The 21,977-nt window shown below is 65.9% G+C and carries 26 protein-coding genes; 13 read left to right on the top strand and 13 right to left on the bottom strand.

What is annotated here, in order from left to right:
- Window positions 1-37: 37 nt before the first annotated feature.
- A complete protein-coding gene (locus GAK28_RS17885) occupies window positions 38-1,060 on the bottom strand; it encodes a LacI family DNA-binding transcriptional regulator (protein ID WP_291782316.1) in 1,023 nt (340 codons plus the stop codon).
- Between the two features lie 315 nt (window positions 1,061-1,375).
- The gene (locus GAK28_RS17880) at window positions 1,376-2,293 is read right to left on the bottom strand and encodes an NADP-dependent oxidoreductase (protein WP_291782312.1); all 918 of its coding nucleotides are present in this window, start codon (window positions 2,291-2,293) and stop codon (window positions 1,376-1,378) included.
- Window positions 2,294-2,393: 100 nt separating this feature from the next.
- Here GAK28_RS17880 and GAK28_RS17875 point away from each other — a divergent pair, with 100 nt between their 5' ends.
- Both GAK28_RS17875 and GAK28_RS17870 read left to right on the top strand, forming a co-directional pair.
- Window positions 2,394-2,846, top strand: coding sequence for an AraC family ligand binding domain-containing protein (locus GAK28_RS17875; protein ID WP_291782309.1), 453 nt, complete (start codon window positions 2,394-2,396; stop codon window positions 2,844-2,846).
- Between the two features lie 3 nt (window positions 2,847-2,849).
- Window positions 2,850-3,161: a helix-turn-helix transcriptional regulator gene (locus tag GAK28_RS17870; RefSeq protein ID WP_291782306.1), complete on the top strand. Its 312-nt coding sequence runs from the start codon at window positions 2,850-2,852 to the stop codon at window positions 3,159-3,161.
- Window positions 3,162-3,199: 38 nt separating this feature from the next.
- Here GAK28_RS17870 and GAK28_RS17865 read toward each other — a convergent pair whose 3' ends face one another.
- Genes GAK28_RS17865 through GAK28_RS17855 form a run of 3 tightly spaced genes read right to left on the bottom strand, consistent with a single transcriptional unit; the run spans window position 3,200 to window position 5,332 of the window.
- A complete protein-coding gene (locus tag GAK28_RS17865; protein ID WP_291782303.1) occupies window positions 3,200-4,795 on the bottom strand; it encodes a PepSY-associated TM helix domain-containing protein in 1,596 nt (531 codons plus the stop codon).
- 4 nt (window positions 4,796-4,799) lie between these two features.
- Complete coding sequence (locus tag GAK28_RS17860; RefSeq protein WP_291782300.1) at window positions 4,800-5,063, bottom strand: hypothetical protein; 264 nt, start codon at window positions 5,061-5,063, stop codon at window positions 4,800-4,802.
- Window positions 5,063-5,332 (bottom strand): hypothetical protein, encoded by a 270-nt coding sequence (locus GAK28_RS17855; RefSeq protein ID WP_291782297.1) that lies wholly within the window; start codon window positions 5,330-5,332, stop codon window positions 5,063-5,065. Before GAK28_RS17855 ends, GAK28_RS17860 begins: the two co-directional genes overlap by 1 nt.
- A 282-nt stretch (window positions 5,333-5,614) precedes the next feature.
- On the opposite strand from GAK28_RS17855, the gene GAK28_RS17850 reads away from it, so the two are divergent.
- Window positions 5,615-6,052, top strand: coding sequence for a hypothetical protein (locus GAK28_RS17850; protein ID WP_291782294.1), 438 nt, complete (start codon window positions 5,615-5,617; stop codon window positions 6,050-6,052).
- Between the two features lie 17 nt (window positions 6,053-6,069).
- Here GAK28_RS17850 and GAK28_RS17845 read toward each other — a convergent pair whose 3' ends face one another.
- Complete coding sequence (locus GAK28_RS17845; protein WP_291782289.1) at window positions 6,070-7,179, bottom strand: restriction endonuclease; 1,110 nt, start codon at window positions 7,177-7,179, stop codon at window positions 6,070-6,072.
- Between the two features lie 96 nt (window positions 7,180-7,275).
- Between GAK28_RS17845 and rsmG the strand changes: the two genes are divergently transcribed.
- The 6 genes from rsmG to GAK28_RS17815 all read left to right on the top strand — a co-directional run bounded on the left by rsmG (window position 7,276) and on the right by GAK28_RS17815 (window position 11,815).
- The gene (gene rsmG / locus GAK28_RS17840) at window positions 7,276-7,905 is read left to right on the top strand and encodes a 16S rRNA (guanine(527)-N(7))-methyltransferase RsmG (RefSeq protein WP_291782287.1); all 630 of its coding nucleotides are present in this window, start codon (window positions 7,276-7,278) and stop codon (window positions 7,903-7,905) included.
- A 90-nt stretch (window positions 7,906-7,995) separates the two neighbouring features.
- Window positions 7,996-8,844, top strand: a complete 849-nt coding sequence (locus GAK28_RS17835; protein WP_291782284.1) for a ParA family protein — start codon at window positions 7,996-7,998, stop codon at window positions 8,842-8,844.
- Window positions 8,845-8,853: 9 nt separating this feature from the next.
- The gene (locus tag GAK28_RS17830) at window positions 8,854-9,726 is read left to right on the top strand and encodes a ParB/RepB/Spo0J family partition protein (RefSeq protein WP_291782281.1); all 873 of its coding nucleotides are present in this window, start codon (window positions 8,854-8,856) and stop codon (window positions 9,724-9,726) included.
- A gap of 25 nt (window positions 9,727-9,751) precedes the next feature.
- Complete coding sequence (locus tag GAK28_RS17825; protein WP_291782278.1) at window positions 9,752-10,285, top strand: sigma-70 family RNA polymerase sigma factor; 534 nt, start codon at window positions 9,752-9,754, stop codon at window positions 10,283-10,285.
- Entirely contained in the window at window positions 10,282-11,016 is a 735-nt protein-coding gene (locus GAK28_RS17820) for a DUF3379 family protein (protein ID WP_291782276.1), read from the top strand. The genes GAK28_RS17825 and GAK28_RS17820 overlap by 4 nt, the downstream gene beginning before the upstream one ends.
- 82 nt (window positions 11,017-11,098) lie before the next feature.
- The gene (locus GAK28_RS17815) at window positions 11,099-11,815 is read left to right on the top strand and encodes a glycosyltransferase family 2 protein (protein WP_291782272.1); all 717 of its coding nucleotides are present in this window, start codon (window positions 11,099-11,101) and stop codon (window positions 11,813-11,815) included.
- Window positions 11,816-11,914: 99 nt separating this feature from the next.
- Here the strand turns inward: GAK28_RS17815 and GAK28_RS17810 are convergent, their stop codons facing one another.
- Window positions 11,915-12,859 (bottom strand): patatin-like phospholipase family protein, encoded by a 945-nt coding sequence (locus GAK28_RS17810; protein WP_291782268.1) that lies wholly within the window; start codon window positions 12,857-12,859, stop codon window positions 11,915-11,917.
- A gap of 13 nt (window positions 12,860-12,872) precedes the next feature.
- On the bottom strand, window positions 12,873-13,865 hold the full coding sequence (locus tag GAK28_RS17805) for a YafY family protein (RefSeq protein ID WP_291782265.1): 993 nt from the start codon (window positions 13,863-13,865) through the stop codon (window positions 12,873-12,875).
- Window positions 13,866-14,048: 183 nt separating this feature from the next.
- Here GAK28_RS17805 and GAK28_RS17800 point away from each other — a divergent pair, with 183 nt between their 5' ends.
- Together GAK28_RS17800 and GAK28_RS17795 are read left to right on the top strand one after the other, a co-directional pair.
- On the top strand, window positions 14,049-14,984 hold the full coding sequence (locus GAK28_RS17800; protein WP_291782261.1) for a hypothetical protein: 936 nt from the start codon (window positions 14,049-14,051) through the stop codon (window positions 14,982-14,984).
- A gap of 84 nt (window positions 14,985-15,068) precedes the next feature.
- Window positions 15,069-15,935 carry a DUF481 domain-containing protein gene (locus GAK28_RS17795; RefSeq protein WP_291782258.1) on the top strand — a complete coding sequence of 289 codons (867 nt, stop codon included), beginning with the start codon at window positions 15,069-15,071 and terminating at the stop codon, window positions 15,933-15,935.
- A gap of 98 nt (window positions 15,936-16,033) precedes the next feature.
- Here GAK28_RS17795 and hemC read toward each other — a convergent pair whose 3' ends face one another.
- The 4 genes from hemC to GAK28_RS17775 form a co-directional block, all read right to left on the bottom strand.
- Window positions 16,034-16,951 (bottom strand): hydroxymethylbilane synthase, encoded by a 918-nt coding sequence (gene hemC, locus GAK28_RS17790; protein WP_291782575.1) that lies wholly within the window; start codon window positions 16,949-16,951, stop codon window positions 16,034-16,036.
- Window positions 16,952-17,028: 77 nt separating this feature from the next.
- Window positions 17,029-17,733, bottom strand: coding sequence for a LytTR family DNA-binding domain-containing protein (locus tag GAK28_RS17785; RefSeq protein ID WP_291782256.1), 705 nt, complete (start codon window positions 17,731-17,733; stop codon window positions 17,029-17,031).
- Entirely contained in the window at window positions 17,711-18,829 is a 1,119-nt protein-coding gene (locus tag GAK28_RS17780) for a histidine kinase (RefSeq protein ID WP_291782253.1), read from the bottom strand. Before GAK28_RS17780 ends, GAK28_RS17785 begins: the two co-directional genes overlap by 23 nt.
- Window positions 18,799-19,467, bottom strand: coding sequence for a carboxylesterase (locus GAK28_RS17775; RefSeq protein WP_291782250.1), 669 nt, complete (start codon window positions 19,465-19,467; stop codon window positions 18,799-18,801). The genes GAK28_RS17780 and GAK28_RS17775 overlap by 31 nt, the downstream gene beginning before the upstream one ends.
- Window positions 19,468-20,056: 589 nt before the next feature.
- On the opposite strand from GAK28_RS17775, the gene GAK28_RS17770 reads away from it, so the two are divergent.
- Both GAK28_RS17770 and GAK28_RS17765 read left to right on the top strand, forming a co-directional pair.
- Window positions 20,057-21,190 carry an RHS repeat-associated core domain-containing protein gene (locus tag GAK28_RS17770; RefSeq protein ID WP_291782247.1) on the top strand — a complete coding sequence of 378 codons (1,134 nt, stop codon included), beginning with the start codon at window positions 20,057-20,059 and terminating at the stop codon, window positions 21,188-21,190.
- Window positions 21,166-21,606 carry a hypothetical protein gene (locus GAK28_RS17765; protein WP_291782244.1) on the top strand — a complete coding sequence of 147 codons (441 nt, stop codon included), beginning with the start codon at window positions 21,166-21,168 and terminating at the stop codon, window positions 21,604-21,606. Before GAK28_RS17770 ends, GAK28_RS17765 begins: the two co-directional genes overlap by 25 nt.
- Before the next feature lie 183 nt (window positions 21,607-21,789).
- Here the strand turns inward: GAK28_RS17765 and GAK28_RS17760 are convergent.
- Window positions 21,790-21,977 (bottom strand): hypothetical protein (locus tag GAK28_RS17760; protein ID WP_291782240.1); only part of this gene is annotated, 188 nt, incomplete at its 5' end.

The following is a 21,977-nucleotide window of genomic DNA, read 5'->3' as shown; positions in this document are numbered from 1 at the left end:
CGCGGCACGACGCCCCCAAGGGCTGGCGAAACGGCGGTCAGCCCTTTCGCGTGCTCGTGTCGTGGCCACCGGTGGAGGCGCGCACGACCAATTCGGTTCCGACCACCACACGTGGTTCGGGCGGGGTGTCGTCGCCGGCGTCGATCATCCGCACCAGGCGCTCGAGCGCCGCTTCGCCGAGTTCGGCGATGCGCACACGGACCGTGGTCAGGGGCGGCGACACATAGCGCGCCATCGGGATGTCGTCGAAGCCCGCGACGGCGATCTCGTCCGGCACGCGAACGCCGGCGTTTGCCAGCGCGGAAAGGCAGCCGATCGCCATCATGTCGTTCGCGGCGAAGATCGCGTCCGGGCGCATGGCGCCTTCCAGCGCACGCTTGCCCGCGAGGTAACCGGACTCTTCCGAGAAGTCACCCTGGAGCACGGTGATGTACTCGCCGAGGCCAGCTTCGGCCATGCCTTCGCGGTAACCGCGGGCGCGCTCCTGCACGTCGTGGTTCACTTCCGGACCGGCGATGAAGACGATGCGGCGGCGACCCTGGGCGACCAGGTGCTCCACCATCGCCCGTGCGCCGCCGTAGTCGTCCACGTCGATGGCGGCGTGGCGCTCGGAGCGCACATGGCTGTTGATCAGTACGGTGGGCAGCACGATCGGCAGGCTCTCATCGAGGAACACGCGATCGGCATGCGGTGACATCACCAGCAGGCCGTCCACGCGACCCTGCATGGCGCGCAGTGCGATGGCCGCCTCGGTGGCGTCGCCATGCGAGCTGGACACCAGCAGGTAGAGGCCACGGGCACGCGCGGCGAGATCGATGCCGCGGATCAGCTCGGAGAAGAAGGCGCCATGGAGGTCTGGCAGCAGCGCGCCGATGGTCTGGGTGCGCCGGGTGATCAGGCTGCGCGCCGCGTTGTGCGGCACATAACGCAGGCGCGTGGCCACTTCACGGATGCGTTTCTGGGTCTCGGCGGTCACGCCGCCATGGCCGTTGAGCGCACGCGAGACCGAGGCCACGGATACGTTGGCCATCCTCGCGACGTCTTTGATCGTCACACTCACGTGTCTTCAGCCCTTTCCCCTGCCCTTCATAGGCATGTGGGGGCGCAACGTAAACGTTTTCACGAAGAGTGTAAAGCCTGATAAATCAATCGTTTGTTGCGTCGCACGAGTAACGGGTATTACATGATGGACCCTCTTTGGGAGCTACCCGAAAAATCTTTCGGGGTCAGTTGCTTGGATCGCCCGGAAGGGCATGTTGCGGTGCAATAAGGCGCGTTGGCGGTTTTTTCATCTGCCTGAATAGCTGTCGTGGCTATCGGATTCTCGGGATGAGCCCGTCGAGGATCACCGGTGCAAGATGATCGCCTTGCGGGTTCACTCCCCTATGGTCAGCACGATTTTTCCGCGAGCGCGGCCTGTTTCCGACAACGCCAGGGCTTGCTTGATGTCTTTAAGTGGCAGCACCGTCCCTACGCGAGGGATGACCGCGCCGTCTTCGACAAGATCGGTGATCGACGCAAGTTGACCGGCATCGGGTTTGCAGACCACGCGTGCTGTCCGCACGCCATGACGCTCTCCTTCGTCGGTTGGAAAAGCAACGGCCGTCACCAGGAATCCTCCGGATTTTACGCACGCGAAGGCGCGCCCGAACGTCTCGCCACCGACCGTGTCGAATACGACATCCATGTCATTCGCGACCTGCGTGAAGTCATGTCGCGTGTAATCGATGAACACATCGGCGCCCAGTCCACGCACGTAGTCTTCGTTGCGGGTCGAAGCCATGGCCGTGACGTGTACGCCCTTTGCCTTGGCCATCTGCACGGCAAGCGAGCCTACCCCTCCGGCGCCGCTGGTGACGAGCAAGCGTTGGCCAGGCGACAGTTGAGCGAGGCCGAATAGGGCCTGCCACGCGGTAAGTGCTCCCAATGGCACCGCAGCGGCCTCGGTGAAAGAAAGGCGCCCAGGCATGGGAGCCATGTCCGTTGCGCTGGCGATGGCGTACTCCGCGAATCCTCCTGACGGGATGATGCCGTAGACGGCATCGCCTTCGGCGAAGCGGGTGACACCTTCACCAAGTGCATCCACGGTACCGGCGACTTCGCCCCCGAGATGGATAGGTAGCGTCATGCCCATGCGCTCGCCGGCGCCGTTGCGAATCTTCCAGTCCACCGGATTGACACCGGCAGCGAGCACCTTGATGCGTATTTGTCCGTCACGCGGTTCAGGGCGATCGATGTCGAGGTATTGCACGACATCGTTGTCGCCATATGCGTTGATGACCACGGCTTTCATGACGGTATGTTCCTTTCGGTGAATGCTCGACCTGTGTTGGATGCCATGGTATGAGTGTATCTCATCGATGAGGCGCCAATCGGCATCGCGAAGAAGCCAGATGACATCTGCACCGCCGTTTAGCTTTCATCGCGCGCTTAAGGGGCCTGGCGAGGCGTTGCCCGAGCACGCGCACGCGGAGGCGCAGCTGACCTTCGCCGCTTCGGGCATGGTCCAGATGCATACGGAAGCCGGTCGCTGGCTGGTGCCGCCGCAACTGGCGGTCTGGGTACCCTCAGGGGTGCCCCATCGGCTCGAGATCCTTACCGACGCCGAGCTATGGCTAGTGCATTGGGAACCCCATGGCGTGCCGTCCTGGACATTCCCGGTCGGGCTCGACCGCGCGTTTGCCCTGCGGACCATGCCGCTGCTGCATGCGCTTCTGGTCGAGGCCATGGCGGGTCTTCACGATGCGAGCAAGGCGGAATTGCTCGTGCGACTCATGCTCCACGAACTCATCGCCATGCCGGATGCACCGACCTTCCTGCCGCTGCCTAGCAGTGCCATAGGGTAACGCGTGGCGACGATCGCATTGAACGACCATCGCAACCGACTCGATGTGGGCGAAGTGGCGTCTCGGGCAGCGACCTCCGTTCGCACCATGAGCCGCCTGTTTCCCGTGGAGACAGGGCTGACCTTCAAGGCGTGGCGTCAGCGGGCACGTATCGTGCGTGCCATGGATCACCTGGGCCGGGGACGCGCCATTGCACAGGTAGCGACGGAGCTGGGCTTCGCCAGCACCGCCGCGTTTTCAAGCGCCTTCAGGCAGGTCACCGCGATGACGCCCAGTTCGTTCCTGGGCCAGCCAAGACAGGCCCCCGCGGCCTGAAGCGATAGCTCGCATGGGAACGACATGCTTCGGAAGTGTCAGGCCACCTGCTCGGCCTTGACGGCACCTCGATCCGCCTTGCCGCCAAACCACACGCTGCACGGATCGCCGTGGTGTGTGCGCTGCCGAGTGGCGAGGCCAAGCCAGCCAAACCCCAGGCCCATGGCGATGGCACCGAGATCGACACCGATCACGGCATAACGGCCTTCGGCCAGCGTAAGCAGCAGGCGGTCGCCGTGCAGCGCCATGTCGAGCACGCCCACGGCGATGCTCAACAATGCCGTGGCGAACAGAAGGTCCACCGCCGCACGCGCCGGACGGCGTACGACGGTCCAGATGACCGCCATGGCCAGCGCGATGAAGAACACGGGCTGCACGAACGACGTGGGTGCGTAGCCCGCATAGGAGCCGAGCAGATTGGCAAGGAACGTTATGGACACGCCGAAGCAGGTGCCAAGGCACACGCCAACGGTCGCCGTTGCCATCGCACGTACCTTCAGGGGTTGGTGGGTCTGGCGACGCTTGCGGCGCGATTCGATGTAAAGCAGGTTGCCCGAGTAGAACAGGAAGGCGCCAGCCAGGCCGAGCAGGAAGTACAGCCAGCGCAGCGACACGCTGCCGAAGCTACCGAAGTGCAGGCCGAAGATCGCGGAATACGTGGCGTGGTTCGCGTCGCGCGCGCCGCTGACCTGCACCTTCAGCACGCGGCCGTCGGTGGCGTCGAGCGCGACCATGCCGTACTCGCCCAGCGTCTTGCCTGAGGTGCCGCGCACTTCGGCGGCGGCGCCCTGCTGGCCGTAATGCACGTAGCGCATGTAGTCCGGCTCGAAGTCCGCCGCGCCCGCGGCGATGGCCGCGCGACGCGCATGCTGCGCCAACTGGGCAGGCGACAGCATCGCGGCGTTGCCGCCCTTGGCCTCGACCGTGGGCATGGCGCTGGTCATGCGTTCGAAGGCCGGCATCAGCTTGCCGTCGAAGGCCAGCGTGTTGAACGCGAGCAGCGCGACGGACGTAAGGCAAAGCAACGCGCCCGTGATCGCGAAGATGATGTGGAACGGCAGGCTGAGGATGCCGATCACGTTGTGCGCGTCCTGCCACAGGCGCTTGAGGTTATGGCCGGGGCGCAGCGCGAACAGTTCGCGCACCAGGTTCGGCAGGTGGATCAGCAGGCCGGTGAGCAGCGCCAGGCCGTAGATCACGCTGACGACGCCCATGAGGTACAGGCCAGCCGTGGGAATGCCCAGGTCGTAGTGCAGTTCGTAGACGAAGTCCGCGAGGCCGTGTTCGTGGTCTTCGGAATCGCGCGGATGGGCCTCGTCCAGCGTTTGCGTCTTCCAGCCGTCCTTGTCCATCCAGTAGGCGGCGACCTCATGGGACGGGTGATCGGCTGGGAAGGTCACGCCGATCTGCTCGCTTGCGGCGGGGTGCTTCGCCACGATATCCGCGAGCATGGCGCCGGCACGGTCCATGGTGTCCGCGCGATGGGCCTCCACCTTCGGCATCGCCCAGGTGTCGATCTCGTCGTGGAACATCGTCAGCGCGCCGGCATAGAACGCGACGAAGAGCGCGAACCCTGCCAACAGGCCCGCCCAGGTGTGCACGGTGGTAAAGGTGCGCAGGGTGGTGGCTTTCATGGCTTCAGAGTCCGGGCAGCGTGTGCTTGGCGAGGAACAGCGCCGCGAAGGCGAGCAGGTTGGCGGCCACGAGCCAGCCCCAGGCGCGAAGGCCGCTACGGAACAGAAATGTGCCGGCCATCACGCCGATCCACAGCGGGAAGAACAGCATCATCAGCGGGATGACCACGCCCTCGCTGGATCCCGGCCAGAGCCAGATCGCCAGCGCGACCAGCGCGATGGACAGGGGGAAGCCCAGGACGGCGCCAGCGAAGGTACGGGCCAGCATCAGCGCGACTTCCGTTCGCCGGCGGGGCGCAGCCACCAGCACAGGTAAGGCAGCGCCACGGCGCCGAGCATCAGCGCGGTCAGCGTTGAGAAAATTCCCGGTAAGGTCGTTTCCCCTGCGATCCAGGCTCCCAGCGCCAGCACGGCGAAGTCGGCAGCGACGATCCGGGCGACACGGCCTGCCGGGCGCGATAGCAGGCGCTGGTTGGGCGAGGCGATGTAGACGAGAAGCATGGCGACGAACGCCGCCGCGCAGCCGAGGACGTTCATGGGAGCGGCCGGGTCGAGGAATGATTGATAATTGTTATCATTCGTGTCCGGCCGGTCAAACCTTGACCATCGACGGCCCGTTTTCGGCCAGCTCCTGGTCGCCAAATGACCACTGCTTAAGTTTTGACCAACCCTTCCGCTAACTGAACATGGGGGTTTGGTAAAACTGGCGTTAACGCGTGGCGTTAAATTAGAATTAACACCCCAGTCCGGTCATCGCAGTGCACCCGATTCTTCCCGCACTGCAACAGGAATCATCCATAAGTTCTTGATGTCGCCGCCATGTCGATCAGCATCCTTCTCGCCAGTGCTTTCGTCCTCCTCGCCCTTGCGGCGATGTCCGTACGACGTGTGCCCGAAGGACAGGTCTACAGCGTGCGTCGCCTCGGCCGCGCCCCGGTGCTGCTCACGGCTGGCACCCATGTCGTGCTGCCGCTGCTGGACAAGGTGACCCACAAGATCGATCTCGGCGGCCAGGTGCTCCACTTCGAGGGCGGCACGGTCTATTGGCAGGTCTTGGAGCCCGAAGTGGCCGACGAAGTCATCGACGAGGCCCCGGAACTGATCCGTCGCAACGTCGTGGCCGCCCTGCGCGACAGCGCTAATGGCCACCATCCGGCCGACCGCCGCGCCGTCGGCACCCAGCTCAAGCACGCCGTCAACGGCTCGCTGCGTTCGCGCGGCATGTTGGTCACCCGCGTGGAGCTCGACGCGGCTTGAGTTGACGGCAACCGGCCTCAGCGTCGGTTGGTTCGAAGGATGGTCCGCATCGTTTCCGGTGACGTGGCAACGTCATTCGAGGTGGACGTCGGTCCATAAGCGGTATCTTCCGGGGCACGGGGGGCCGTCCCGTTAGCGATATCGCCCGTCCTTCCATTCTCACGATCGGCCTTGCGTGCCTTCCAGGCCGCGAATTCGGCATCGCTCATATCACCCGATTTATAGATGACGGCGGGTTCCTGAGCCGGCGTCTCGCGGACGTCGGCGGGTGGAGCCGTCTTTGCCGGCGTCCTGCCCGAGGCATGTTTCGCAGTCGACACGACCGGACGCGCGGGTGGTTCCTGTTTGCGTACGGGCTTCGGAGGGGGCGTGGGCGAACTCGCGACGACGGGAGCCGGCGGCCCGGTATCGGCGACGTCCGTCGATGACGTCCCGTGGGTAGCCCACAGGACCGCCAGGCAAGGTAGGGCACATGCGGCCGCGGCCCAGCGCAAGGCATGGCGACGGGGTGCCCATGGACGAGAGACCACAGACACCTTTGCGGTCGGCAGGACCGGCCGGACGGTGTCGATCGCCCTTGAGGGCAGCGGCATGGGAATCGTCGTTTCAGCCCTCTGCGGCATGCTGATCGGCGCGGCGATAGCCACGGGTCGGGGCTTCAGGGGAATGGGTTGCCCGTCATCCAGCAGCCAGGAAAGGTGAGGCTCGATCATGTCGCGCAGTTGCCTGCCGTCGATCAGCCGGACGTTGCCGGATTTACCCAGTTTGGTCGCTTTGTCGGTGAACTCGCTCGTGATGACGACGATGCCCGAATCGGCCTTTTCGTGCACAAGGAGCCCTTCGATCTGCACGATCGGATTGAAGGGTACCTGCCGCGTCTTCCAATGCTTGCAGTCGACGATGATCCGCTGGTTGCCCCGTTCGAGGACGAGATCCACGCCGCCGTCCGTGATTCTCTTGCCCTTGCCGGTGCCTCGATGGGTCACCGTGAAGCCTTCGTATTGATACCAGCGCGCCATCACGTGCTCGAACTGTTGCCACTTCAGCTGTGAAAGCGCGTCGTCGAAGCGATAGCCAACACTGACCGGTGTGCCGTCGAACCCCTTCCCGCGCTTTTTACCTTCCATGGCGAACCCCTTCGAGAACGAAACCATGACGGACGGTAGCGGGTTTGGACCCGGCCAACCATACTTCGCAGCCAGCCGTGACACCGGAACCTGCGCATGACGACCCGCGAAGCCCTCCAAGACCAGCTCCAGCGCGGCATCGCCGACCTGGGCCTGACCCTGCCCGAGGGTGCCGTGGAGCGCCTGCTCGATTACCGCGAGCTGCTGGAGCGCTGGAATTCGGCCTACAACCTCACCGCGATCCGCGACGATCGCGAGATGGTCGCGCGCCACCTGCTGGATTCGCTGACGATCCTGCCCTACGTCCAGGGCCGCACGCTGGCCGACCTCGGCACCGGTCCGGGCTTGCCCGGCATCCCGGTCGCCATCGCCGAACCGGCGCGCGAGGTGCTGATGGTGGATTCCAACGGCAAGAAGGTCCGCTTTCTGCGCGAGGCGATCCGCTCCCTGAAGCTCGGCAACGGCAAGGCGCTGCAAAGCCGCGTCGAGGACGTGGAAGGCACCTTCGAATGCGTCACCGCGCGCGCCTTCGCCTCGCTGGCCGACATGCTCGGCTGGGGCGGGCATCTGCTGGCGCCGGGCGGCGTGTGGCTGGCGATGAAGGGCAAGCATCCGGCGGAGGAACTGGACGGCGTACCCGAGGGCTTCCACGTGGAGGCGATCCGCACGCTCTCGGTCCCCGGCGTGGACGGCGAGAGGCACCTGGTGGTGATACGGCGGGGCTGAGGGCGGGGCCGTCGCGCGCAAGCCCGCTCCTACAGCGGCTTGGGATGCTAACCTAACGCCCTTTCCGCGCACGGCAGCTAACCACACTCCATGGCCCGCATCATCGCAGTCGCCAATCAGAAGGGCGGCGTCGGCAAGACCACCACCTCCGTGAACCTCGCCGCGGCCCTCGCCGCCGCGAAGCGCAAGGTGCTGCTCGTCGATCTGGACCCCCAGGGCAACGCCACCATGGCCTCGGGTGTGGACAAGTACGAGACCAAGCCCAACGGCTTGGAAGTGCTGCTCGACGAGGTGCCCATCCGCGATGCGCTGGTGCGTACCGAAGCGGGCTTCGACCTGCTGCCGGGCAACGGCGACCTCACGGCCGCCGAGCTGAAGCTGATGGACGGCATGGCGCGGGAGCACCGCCTGAAAGAACAGCTGGGCAAGCTCGCCGACGATTACGACACGATCATCATCGACTGCCCGCCCACGCTGCACCTGCTCACGCTCAACGCGCTGACGGCGGCCAACGGCGTGCTGATTCCCGTGCAGTGCGAATACTTCGCGCTGGAAGGCCTGTCGAGCCTGCTCGACACCATCAGCGCCGTGCGCCAGCGCCTGAACCCGTCGCTGGAGGTCGAGGGCCTGCTGCGCACCATGTACGACGTGCGCAACAACCTCGGCAACGAGGTCTCGGCACAGCTCACCCAGCATTTCGGCGATCAGGTGCTGCGCTCGATCATCCCGCGCAACGTCCGCCTCGCCGAGGCGCCCAGCCATGGGCAGCCCATCCATCTCTACGACCGCGGCTCGCGCGGCGCCATCGCCTACATCGGCCTGGCCGGGGAAATCATTCGCCGCGATCGCGCCAGGGCGCAGGGCGCGCAGGCGGACGATGCCTCGGCCGACGTCGCCACGGCGGACACCGGCGCCGACGACGCGACCCCGACGCCTTAAGGAACCCCCATGGCAGCAGCGAAGAAACGTGGACTCGGCCGTGGCCTCGACGCCCTGCTCGGCGGTGGCGCCGGTCCCGACGCCCCGCCGTCGGTGATCGAACAGGAAGGCGAGCTGCGTACGCTGCCGATCCACCAGATCCAGGCCGGCAAGTACCAGCCGCGCCGCCACTGGAACGACGAAGCCCTCGACGAACTCGCCGCCTCGATCAAGGCCCAGGGCCTGATCCAGCCGGTGGTGGTTCGTGCCATCGGCAAGAACAGCTACGAGCTGATCGCCGGCGAACGCCGCTGGCGCGCCGCCCAGCGCGCCTCGCTGAGCGAGATCCCGGCGCTGGTGAAGGACGTCCCCGAGCAGTCCGTGCTCGCGATGGCGCTCATCGAGAACATCCAGCGCCAGGAACTGACCCCGCTGGAAGAAGCCCAGGCCCTGCATCGCCTGATCGACGAATTCGACCTCACCCACCAGCAGGCCGCCGACGCCGTCGGCCGCTCGCGCGCCGCCGTGTCCAACCTGCTGCGCCTGATGGAGCTGCCGGCCTCGATCAAGCAACTGCTCGACGAGGGCAAGCTGGAGATGGGCCACGCTCGTGCCCTGCTCACCCTGCCCTCCACCGTGGCCGAGCCGCTGGCGCTGGAAGCCGCGCGCAACGGCTGGACGGTGCGTGAGCTGGAAGACGCCGCCCGCAAGGCGCAGATGGCCCCCAAGGGCAAGGCCAAGTCCGCGCCGGTCGACCCGAACGTCGCCGACCTCGAGCGCGAGCTGGCCGAGCGTTTCGCCACCCGCGTCGAAGTGGCCGTGGGCCGCGGCGGCAAGGGCAAGCTGGTCATCCACTACCACAGCAACGACGAGCTGGACGGCATCCTCAGCAAGATGCGCTGAGGCCCCGTGATGTAAGGAAATGGCGATGGCTCCGGTCCATGGGAACGTGAACCCGAAACAGCGCCAGTACGAAGCCATGGTGCGCGCCCTCTCGGCCGACCTTTACCGGTTCGCCTTCTGGCTGTCGCGCTCCGAGACCGTTGCCCAGGACCTCGTCCAGGAGACCTTCCTGCGTGCCTGGAAGAACCTCGACGCCCTGCGCGACGCGGAAGCCGCCAAGCCTTGGCTGTTCACCATCCTGCGTCGGGAACACGCCCGTCTCTACGAACGCAAGCACTTCGACACGGTGGAGATCGACGACTCCGTGCCCGAAGACGCCGCGTTCGCCAGCCCCGAGCGCAGCGGCGATGCCGCGCAGGTCCGTGACGCCATGCTGAAACTGCCCGACAAGTACCGCGAGCCGCTGGCCATGCAGGTGCTCGGCGGCATGAGCTGCGACGAGATCGCCGCCGCCACCGACCAGCAGCCCGGCGCCATCATGACCCAGTTGTTTCGCGCCCGCCAGCGGCTGAAACGCCTGCTCGGCGGCAAGGCCGCCCTGGAAGGAGGCCGCCCATGAACTGCCTCGATTTCCGTCGCCGCATCGGCGCCGAACCCCGTTCCACCGATCCTGACCTGCTGGCGCACCGCGACAGCTGCCGCGAGGGCTGCGCGGGATTCTGGCAGCGCGCCCAGCGCTTCGAGGACGATCTCGAGGCGGCGATGGCGGTGCCGGTGCCCGATGGCCTGGCCGACCGCATCCTGCTCGCCCAGGCGACGGGCGAGCGCCGTCACCAGGTGCGCCGTCGTCGCAGTTGGATGGCGATCGCGGCATCGCTGCTCATCGTGCTGGCCGGCGCCGGCATGTTCTGGCGCCAGGCCGATCTGAATTCGCTGCCTGCCCTCGCCGTGGCGCACATGCCCGAGGAAATGGACTCGCTGACGATGACCCGGCCGATGACGGACGCCCAGGTCGAGGCGGGTTTCGCGGGCCGTTCCGCGACCCTGAAGGGCCCGGCGCCCAATGGCGTGACCTACGTCCGCGACTGCATGGTGGGGCCGTACCCGGCCGTCCACGCGGTCACCCGCATGGACGACGAGCCGGTGGTGGCCCTGTACGTCCCCGGCAAGATGGGCGAGCGCGACGCCTCCTTCCGCCGTGATGGCTGGGATGGCCGCGAGTTGGCTCTGCGCGAAGGCACCCTCGTGGTGATGGCGCAGGGGGCCAGCCGGCACACGATGGACGCTGTCGCCCGCGCGTGGCGGGCCGCCATCGAGGGCCCCGCGCCACAGGCGGTCGGACGGATCTGAACGGAGTTGCGGGGCGATGGCGCCCAAGGGGCGCCGCTTGGGCGATAATGCCGCCCCGAATCCTCTTGCCACCGGAACCGCGATGACCGACCTCGCCGTGGTCGTGCCCGTCTTCAACGAGCGCGACAACATCCCGCCCCTCCTCGCCGAGATCGCCTCGGCCCTGCGTGGACGGATCGACTTCGAGATCATCTACGTGGACGACCTCAGCACCGACGACAGCGTCGCCGTGCTCACCGCCGCCCGCGCGCAGTATCCGGAGCTGCGCATCGTTCGCCACATCACCCGCAGCGGCCAGAGCACCGCCGTGTGGAACGGCGTGCGCGCCGCCCGCGCGCCCTGGGTCGCCACGCTCGACGGCGATGGCCAGAACGATCCGGCCGACATCCCCAAGCTGCTGGCCGCCCGCGATGGCGCCGCGCCGGACCTGAAGCTCTTCGCTGGCTGGCGCGTCACCCGCCGCGACAGCTTCAACAAGCGCATCTCCTCGAAGATCGCCAACGCCGTCCGCTCGCGCATGCTGCGCGACGACACGCCGGACACCGGCTGCGGCCTGAAGCTGTTCGAGCGCGAGACCTTCCTGCGCCTGCCCTACTTCGACCACATGCACCGCTACCTGCCGGCGCTGGTCAAGCGTGCGGGCTATGCGAGCCAGAGCGTGCCGGTGGGCCATCGCCCGCGCACGGCAGGCACCTCGAAGTACGGCATGCTCGATCGCCTCTGGGTCGGCCTCGCCGACCTGCGCGGCGTCGCCTGGCTGATGCGCCGCGCCAAGGTCACCAAGACCGAAGAAATCTGACGCATCGCGCGCAAGCGCGCTCCTACAGACGCGGTATCGTTTTCCTGTAGGAGCGCGCTCGCGCGCGATAGCCAACGAAGCGGTAAAGCGGGAAGCCCCCTACCGCCCCGGCAAGATCCTAGGCTCCCACTCCGCCAGCATCTTCTCCGTCCGCTCGCGCCCCAGCTCGATCAACTCCCGCGCGCGATAGAACTCATACACCGCCGACACATTGCGCGGCACCTCGATGAGCAGGTCCGGCTGATAGGCGGCCAGGCGCAGACGCGACAGATTCGCCTGCATCAGGTCCATCGCCTGGGTCATCAGTTCGAAGGCACCCGGGTCCTTCACCTTGGCGCCCGAATGCGGCAACACCTTGCCGATAAGACGCCCCAGCTTCGCCACGTAACCCGGGTCATGCATCACCGTGACATCCTTCTCGGGCGCCTTCTGCAACTCGGCCGCGCCGTCCACGCTTATCGCCACCACGTAGTCGGCTTCCTCGCGCATCAACGGCAACACGGGCAAGGGATTGAGCAGGGCGCCATCGACGAGGCGACGGCCGTCGTGCAGGTAGGGACGAAACAGCGTCGGTATGGCGATGGACGCGCGAATCGCGTCGAACAGCGGGCCCTTGGTGAGCCACACCTCGCGCTCGCGATCGAGGTCGGTGGCCACGGCGGTGTAGCCGATGTCCAGCTCCTCGATGTTCACCTCGCCGATCAGTTCGCGCAGGGCGGCCATGATGCGGTCGCCCTTGATGAACCCACCGCCGGAGAAACTCCAGTCGACCAGTCGCAGCACGTCGAAGCGCGCCAGCGTGGACACCCAGTCGCGATAGATGTCGAGCTTGCCCATCGCGTAGATGCCGCCGACCAGCGCACCCATCGACGTGCCAGCGATGGCGACGATCTCGAAGCCGTGTTCCTCCAGCACTTCGATGGCGCCGATGTGCGCCAGTCCCTTCGCCGCGCCGGCACCGAGCGCCAGGGCGACGCGCGGTTTGCGGGGATGGCCGTGGGTGGCCGGGATCGCTCCCGGGTCGGCAATATCGATGTCGCTCATGGAACGCGAGGCTTCAATGGTTGGGGTCGGATCCGTTTTGGTAACCCGTGAGGGCCAGCTGGAGCAGGATCTTCATTTCCTCGCGCAACGGCAGCGGCGCGACGATCTCGGCATCGGGGCCGTACTTGAGCACGTCCATCAGCAGTTCGCGCGAATTCGAGTACGGCACCTTGAGTTCGTAGCGGCCGTCCGGCAGCCACTCGCCCTTCTGCTGCGAATGCCAGTGCTCGTCGGCGACCCAGCGCGCGGCGTGCGACGAGAAGCGGATGGTGGCCCAGGCCTTCGACTTGCCGGCGAAGATGCCGTAACTGGAAGCGAGCAGGTCGTTGAGTTCGGCTTCTTCCACGTCGCGCGCGCGGCCTTCGAGCGCCTGCGGTTCGGCGATGCGGTCGACAGCGAAGCTGCGCAACGCTTCACGGTCGTGGTCCCATACGTCGAGGTACCAGTTGTCGCGATAGTGCGTGAGGCGCTGCGGCGACACCGTGCGCTTGCTGTCGGCGTTGGTGGTGCGCGCGCGATAGCGGAAGGTGATCTGGCGTCGTTCGAGCACTGCGCCGGCGACGATGCGGAATACCTGCTGGTCCATCTTGCGGGCGCCCCAGGAAATCACCCGGATACGGTCCACCGGCAGCGCCTTGCCGCTGCCGTGATCGGAGAGCAGGCGCTCGATACGCGCCTTGAATGGTGCGAGCGCCCCAGCGAGCACGCCGGGGTCGGATCGACCGATCAGTTCGTTGAGGGCCATCAAGGCGGCCAGCTCGTCGCTGGTCAGCCACAGCCCGGGCAATTCGAAGCTGTCGCCCTCGCCGGCCTCGTAGCGGAACGAAGCCTGTTCGCCGGCTACGCTCTGCACGGGCGCGCCCAGCGCGTCGCGCAGGAAGGCGACGTCGCGATAGAGCGTGGCGCGCGAACACTCCAGTTCGTCCATCAGACGGGACAGGGGCACCGGATAGTGCGCGGACTTCAACAGACGATGAAGGGTAAGAATGCGCTCGTAGCGGTCCATGGGTGTCGCCGGCAGATGAAGCGTGGATAGTTTGTCCGTACGGGCGTGACGCCCGTATCTACGCGGCCCAAGCATGGCGGCGCCCGGGGCGCTCCGCAAGGGCGTCCCACCCGGTCGTAAGTTTGCGCCCGGCGGCTCCAGCGGCCAAAATGCTGCTTTGCGATTCGCCGCAAGGCCTCCCATATGGCGGAACCGAACGACGCGTCGTCCGTCGCCCTGGGTCGGCAAGACCCGCCAGGCGGCGTCCCACGTGCCCAAAGCCTGTTTTCCGTGCCCACGGTGGTCATCCAGACCGCCACGGCGGCGGGTCATGGCCTGTGGATGGTCCTGGGCACCTCGCTGGCCCTGGGCCTGTATCCCGACGGCCGGGGCGAGGTGCTGGTACCGCTGGCGATCGGCCTGATCCTGGTCAGCCTGGGGCTGCTGGCGACCTGCCTGCGCCTGCCCTTCGCGCCGGAATGGCATGGCTGGAACCCGGTGCGCCGGATGATGCCCACGCCGGAAGGCCTGGTGGCCATGGCCAACTACCTGCCGATGCTGGCCCTGGCGGGGCTGGCACGCGGTGGCAACGACTTCTGGGCCACGCGCCTGGCCGGCGCCGCGCTCATGCTGTGCAGCCTGGCCACCATGGTCTTCACGAGCCGAGGGACCTCGCGCCAGCTAGGGTTGCCGGCGGACATCGCCACCATGGCCAACGTGCAGCCCCTGGGTCGCACGGTCGGGGCCTTGTTCGCGGGTGGCCTGTGGTTCTGGCTGTGCCTGGCGGCGCAGGTCGAAACCCGCAGCGAGCCGTTCAATCCCTGGCGGCTGGCGCTGCTGGCGGTGGGCTTGGCCACCGGCGTCGTCGAGGGCATGCGTTGGCGCTCGCTGCGCCAGGTGGCCGAGGACCGGGGCCAGAGCGAGCGATTCACCACGGGGCGCCTGGGCACGTCGTTGATGGCCTGGCGTTTCGGTGTCGCCGCGTTGTCCGTGGGCTTGCCGTGCATCCTGCTGGTGACCCATGGCGAGGCGGGCGCGCAGATCGCGGCGGCCGGTGTGGCAACGTTAAGCTGCCTTGTCGGTCAATGCCTGGAACAACGTCTTTACGGGCACGCGTACGCGCAGTTGCCGGAAGACTGAAGCAGTAAAAACGAATCACGGCGCGGGGGTGCGCCAGGTGCGATTGCACCGGAAACCAATCCATTTCACACATACGGGAAGACGATGAAAAACCTGCTTATCGCCACGCTCGTCCTTGCTGCGCTGCCTTTCGCCGCATCAGCCCAGGACGCCAACGCCAACAATGCCAACGGAACCAACAACTCCGCGCAGAACGGCGGCTGGACCGGCTCGGGCGAATTCGGTTTCGCCTCGTCGCGCGGCAACTCCCGGTCGGAGAATGCCAACGCCAAGCTCGGCCTGAGCCAGGAAAACGAAGTCTGGAAGAACAGCTTCTTCCTCAACGGCCTGCGCTCCAAGGGCGAAGTGTCCGTGCAGGATGGCAACGGCAACACGGTCAACAAGTTCAGCACCACGGCCAACCGCTACGACACCGGCGCCTCGGTGGGCTACAAGTTCGATCCGCGCAGCTACGTCGTGACCGCGGCGCGTTACGAACATGACGACTTCGGCGCGAACACCTGGCAGGGCGTGCTCTCGGTCGGCTACGGCTACATCGCGCTGAAGAACGAGCGTGCCGAGCTGTCCTTCGAAATCGGTCCCGGTTTCAAGCGCTACCAGCCGGCCAAGTCGAACCGCGCGGTCACCAATGCCGATGGCACGCCGGTGCTGGACGCCAACGGCGCCGCCGTCACCGAGCGCTATACGCCGAACGCGGAGAGCGAAGTCGTGGGTCGTGGCCTGGTCAACGGCAAGTACCGCCTCACCGACAACACCGCGCTGGAAGACACGCTGCTGATCGAAGCGGGCTCGAAGAACCAGTACTACCAGAACGACATCGGCGTGTCGGTCAGCATGACCAAGAAGATGGCGCTGAAGGTGGGCTACCAGATCCGCTACAACAGCGACACGCAGCCCGGCACGGTTAGCACCGACAAGCTGATGACGACGAACCTCGTCTACAACTTCTGACGGCACCGCTGCATCCGTCTGTAGGAGCGCGCTTGCGCGCGATGGGGGGCTACGCAACCTCGCATCGCGCGCAAGCGCGCTCCTACAACAGCATGGGTTTACCGCTGGGGCTTCAGGAAATCTTCCGCACCCTGCCCGATCAACATCGCAGCCACCTCGTGGCCCAGCTCCACCGGCCGGTCGCCTTCGATCTCGGCGCTGGCGCGAATCAGTTCGCCCGTTGTGGCGTTGCCCACCAGGCCATGCAGCACGAGACCGCGCTCGGTTGGAATGCACCACGCACCGATCGCCACCGCGCAGCTGCCGCCCAGCTTTTCGTTGAGCGCGCGCTCGGCATCGATGGCGATGCGCGTGTGTTTCTCGTCCAGCTTCGCCAGCAGGTCCAGCACGTAGCTGTCCCCGGCCCTGGCTTCCACCGCGATGGCACCCTGCCCCGGCGCCGGCAGCCAGTGCGGGCTGGCGAGGCGGGCGCGGATGCGATGACCCAGGCCGAGCCGTTCGACACCCGCACAGGCGAGGATGATGGCGTCGTACTCGCCTTCGTCGAGCTTGCGCAGGCGGGTGTTCACGTTGCCGCGCAGGTCGAGCAATTGTAGGTCGGGGCGCAGCGCTCGCGTTTGTGCCTGGCGGCGTAGCGACGAGGTGCCTACCTTCGCGCCCTTCGGCAGTTCGTCGAACGTGGCGTAGTCGTTGCTGATGAAGGCGTCCGCGGCGTCCGCCCGCTCCACGATGGCGCCCAGGGTGAAGCCCGGCTCTAGTTCGGCCGGTACGTCCTTCAGGGAGTGCACCGCGATATCGGCGCGGCCTTCGAGCATGGCGACTTCCAGTTCCTTGAGGAACAGGCCCTTGCCGCCGATGGTGGCGAGCGAGCGGTCGAGGATCTCGTCGCCGCGGGTCGAGAGGGGCACCAGTTCCACGGCCAGGCCGGGATGCGCCTGGCGCAGCAGGTCGGCGACGTGGTTGGCCTGCCAGAGGGCCAGGGCGCTCTGACGGGTGGCGATGCGAAGCGGGGCTATCATGGAAAGGTTCCGGTGGATGGCGCGCTCATAGCCCACCATTGTCCCGCAATCCCCGCCCGCGCGCAGCGCGACGATCAGCCGCGCAGCAGCTGCCGCACGGCGGGCAGGTTGCGCCGGCTCACTTCCAGGCTGGCGTCGCTGCCGTCCAGGCGAGCCATGGCCCGGCCGTCGGTCAGGGTCTTCAGGCCCAGCAGGCGCGACTGCGGCACCAGGCAGTTGCGGTGCAGCCGGACCAGTCGGTCGCCGTGGGCGGTTTCCAGCTGGCGCAGCGAGTCGTCGATCAGGTGGGTGCCGCCCACGTGGTGCACGGCCACGTACTTGTCCTCGGCGAGCAGGTAGAGCACGTCGGCGAAGGCGATGCGGATCTCGTCGGTGCCCTGGCGGGCGCGCAGCCAGGCGGCGCCCGTCGCCGGCCGCGCGGGCAGCCGGGCGAGCACCCGGTCCAGCGCGTCGGCGAGGCGTTCGGCGCGCACGGGCTTGAGCAGGTAGTCGGTCGCGCCCAGGTCGAAGGCCTGCAAGGCGTGGCCTTCGTAGGCGGTGCAGAACACCACCTGCGGACGCAGGGCCAGTTCGCCGAGCCGCGTTGCGACTTCGGTGCCGCGCAGGCCGGGCATCTCGATGTCGAGCAGCACGAGGTCGGGGTGCAGGGTTTCGCAGGCGGCGATCACGGCCTCGCCGTCGCCGACGTCACCCACCACGTCCACGTCCGCCCGCTGGGCGAGCAGGCTCGCCAGCCGGGCACGGGCCAGCGGTTCGTCATCGGCGATCAGCACGCGCATGGGCGACCTCCGGCAGGAACAGGGCGACGACGAAACGGCCTTCCACGGCGCCGGCGTCCACGCGTGCGCGGTCGCCGTAGTGGTGGCGCACGCGTTCGCGCACGTTGCGCAGGCCATGGCCGGTGCCGGCGGGCGCGGGCGTGTCGGGCAGCGGGTTGTCCACGCGCAGTTCGAGTCCGCCAGGGACGCGTCGCGCCGAGATGCCCACGGTGCCGCCGTCGATGCGTGGCTGGATGCCGTGGCGGATGGCGTTTTCCACAAGCGGTTGCAGCAGCAGGCGTGGCAGCGGCAGCGATTCGGGCAGGTCGAGGGATCGTTCGACGACGAGGCGGTCGCCGAGGCGCAGCGATTCGATATCGAGGTAGTGGTCGATCAGCCGCCATTCGTCGCCGAGCGTGCCAATGGAGTCGCGGTCGTCGCCGAGTGCGGCGCGGAACAGTTCGGCGAGGTTTTCCACGGTGCGTTCGGCGGCACCGGGGTCCACCGCGATCAGCGCGGCCACGGTGTTCATGCTGTTGAACAGGAAGTGCGGGCGGATGCGGGCTTGTAGGGCATCCACCTGGGCCTGTGATTCGGCGGCCATGCGTGCCTGCCACTGCCCCACCACGTAGAAGTAGCGCAGCAGGCAGGCGCCGAGCAGGCCGGTGGCGAGCATGGCCTGGAGGGTGAAACGCTCGGGCGCGGCGGCGCCGATGCCGAGCGAGAGGCCTTTGTCCATCCAGCCCAGCAGGGTGGCGGCGAAGCCGACGAGGCCCACCAGCAGCAGCCAGACGGCGGCGTAGGGCCAGTGGCCGGGCAGGCGCTGCATGGCGGGGCGCAGCTTGCACAGCGCGACGGTCAGCAGCATGGCGAGCCAGCTGGTGAACAGCACGGCGGCGCTGTACTCGCGCCAGCCGCCGGTGGCGCCGGGCGCGAGCCGCATCAGCGTAACCGTGAGCGCGCCGACGACTAGCAGCGCGAACAGCACGGGCAGGCTGCAAAAGTCGGGCAGTGGCGAGGACGGACGGGGCGCGGCGGGCATGCGCGGAGTATGCCGGATGCCCTTGGGCGCCGCCGCGCGCGCCGTCACGCGTCGGTGAAGCGCTCCGTGAGCCATGCGCGGATGTCGGCGATCTCGGGCAGGCTGATCTGGTGGCCCATCGGGTAGGTGTGCCAGTCGATGCGGTGGCCGAGGGTTTCGAGCAGTTGGCGCGAGTGTCCGCCGAGGGCGAGCGGCACGACCGGGTCGGCGCTGCCGTGGCCCCAGAAGATGGGCGTGGCGTGGTTGGCGCCGGCGCGTTCGGCTTCGATGGTGTCGTGCAGCGGCAGGTAGGCGGAGAGCACGAGCAGTCCGGCGAGGGCTTCGCGATGGCGCAGACCGGCGGAGAGCGTCATGGCGCCGCCTTGCGAGAAACCGGCGAGCACGATGCGCGAGGTGGGCACGCCCCGCTCGTTTTCGCGGGCGATCAGCTGTTCCACTTCGTCAATGGAGGCGCGGATGCCGGCGGCGTCTTGCTTGTCGGCGATAGCGAGGCCCTTGATGTCGTACCACGCGCGCATGGGCACGCCGTTGTTGACGGTGACGGGGCGCACGGGCGCATGCGGAAAGATGAAGCGGATACCGGGCCACGAAGGGTCGACGAGTTCCGGCACGATGGGCGCGAAGTCGTTGCCGTCGGCACCGAGGCCGTGCAGCCAGATCACCGACCAGCGGGGCGAGGCCTGGGTTTCGTGTTCGATGGTGGGCAGGGGCATCGTGGTGTTCCGGTTGGGCGGCGGGGTGCCATCCTAGCGGAATGCGTTGGTTGGCTGCTTTGAAGGGGATGCGCTTCGTAGGGGTGGCTCGCCTTCGGCATCGCTCGCGGCGCTCAGGCGTGGCCGCAAGGAGCCATCGGGCCGGGGCCGCGTCGCTCCGGCTTCATCGTCCCTCGGGAAAGGTTGGCCGCTACGCGGCCCGTGTCTTATGGCTTCGCCCCTTCGGGCCCGGGCGGGTGGGCGGGATTCTTCGACTCGGCATCCCTGCCTCGGCGAAGAAGGCCGGTCATCCTGACCGGCCCCGCTGCGCGGTCTTGTCCGTCCACCCACCCTCGATGGCGCAATCCGCGACGCGGCCCCGACCCGACGGCTCCTCGCAACGGTGTCGTGACCTTGCGGGAAAAAGCTAAAACTACGCTATCCACGTAGCGCTGCCACTGCAACCTGGCTCGCGTTGACGGAATCGCTTTATCGATCTCAAATTACCCAGATAGTTATTTCGCGATAGTATCCAGAACGGGGGCGGCCGGATTCTGGCCGCATGATGGTATTCAGAAGGACTGAGCCGCATTGTCACGGAAGGGGCGCTATGAAAAAGGTTTTTGATTACCTGTTTTCCATGACTTGTTGTACGGCTCGGGCTGACGTAAGAAATCAAATATTCAAGATCGGCGAAAAAAGAGCTTGCCGCGCGAAAATAATTTTCCAAGTGCTGTGCTGGATCTTTGTCGGTTGGGTGAGTCCCTTCCCTTCCGATGTGAGGGCGTCTGGTCAGACGGCGATGGTTACGTATTACTACACCGATCCGGAAGGAACGGTTCTAGCTACGGCTAATGAGCAAGGTGAGATATTGACTCGCTCCGACCGCCGGCCTTATGGCGAGCAAGTCATGGGGATCACGCAATCCGGTCCTGGTTTCACGGGGCATGTGGAAGATCCTGATTCCGGCCTGATATACATGCAGGCTCGATATTATGATCCGCTGGCAGGCAGATTTATTTCACCTGATCCGCTAAGGCCTGGACCATCACTTACTTTTAAATTCAATCGCTACGTGTATGCGGCCAATAATCCACTCACGTATCTGGATCCGTCGGGGATGGATGATGAATGCAGTGCCGCTTGCATGGCCATGCGTCGATTGTCCGATCACTACTCGGGCGTATCGTCATCCAATCAAGGTGGCGGCGTTCAAAGCATGCTCGGTGGTACTCGTGCGGGTCTAGCCGCGATGAAGTCCGAGGTTCATCAGGATGTGGCGAGTGTAGCCCAGGAGGCCTCCACGGTTGCTGATGAAATCCCTGGTGCGACTATCGCGGCATGCATGAGTGGTGAAGCGTGCACAGTCAAGGACGTCGTACTGGGTTCTCTGTCTTTGCTGCCGGGGGAGGGCCAAGCCGAAAAAGTTGGCGTAACGACCATCAGTAACGCTTCTCGCGCCGCCTTCAAAGCAGCTAGTCTGGCGGATGGATTTGTGGTGCCATTGAAACACCTTTCGACGGCTGGTGGACGATATGCTCGTTTCTCTGCTAGTGCCGAACCAATTGCATTGATCAAAGAGGCGCTTCAGTCAGATGCAGCTCGCTTTCTTCCAAATAATAGGCCAGGATCATTTAGCGTTATTACCGATCTAGGGCGAGTCATTGGAACCAAAGGTCAGACAAGCATCAAGATTGTCGTTGGTGAGGATGGGAAAATATGGACAGCGTATCCAGTCAATTGAGTTTCCATATCGAGGATCTTCGACATGAAGTCGACGATCCTTCCGAGATATGGCAGCTGCTGCTTAGGATTAACGCCCGGCTATGCCTAGTTGTCGGACGACGGCGCCTTCTCGACGAGCCCGATTTTCCCATTGTTGAGCTGGCGCAGCAAATTGCCGAATGGATTTGTGATCCAGAAAGATCTTTTGAATATCACTCGTTGGAATCAGAAGAATCACCTCTTCTGTCGTTCATTTCGATGTCGGGCGAACGCTACCTACCTAGGTCTGCATTTGCTCTTGACGAGCTTGACGACGAGACCGTAAGTCGGGCCGACCTATTACCGGTGCTGGAGACCTACGTACGTACTGTTCGTGATCGCGTGCGTATGGAGCTAGGGATCGACGTATCGGCTGCGCTGGGGACGTCCGCTTGAGAAGGGAATGCTCGGCATCGCTATCATGGTTAAGCGATGACCACGTGGTGGTATACGATTAGGTATCGCTGATACGATCGGCTCCCAGCCCCTTCGGTAGCGTGGCCTATAAAAAAGGGGTGGGAGCGGATCGCTTCCGCGATGGGTGCTCACGGCAAACGTGCATCGCGCGCAAGCGCGCTCCTACAGTTCGGGTTCCCGCGAGATGAACCACATCCAGATCGCCCCCAGCGTCGAGCCGATGAGCAAGGCGCCGGAGAATTCCAGCCAGTTATCCGGCCATTCGTATTGGTGAGGACGCAGATCATAGCGACCGGCAAAACTGCCTAACGCGAAGGCCGCGACAATGAAGGCGATCAAGGAAATCCCGG

Source organism: Luteibacter sp., from assembly GCF_009912395.1.
Taxonomy (GTDB): Bacteria; Pseudomonadota; Gammaproteobacteria; order Xanthomonadales; family Rhodanobacteraceae; genus Luteibacter.
The sequence above is the reverse complement of the archived record's forward strand: the minus strand, read 5'-3'. Positions and strand labels throughout refer to the sequence as shown.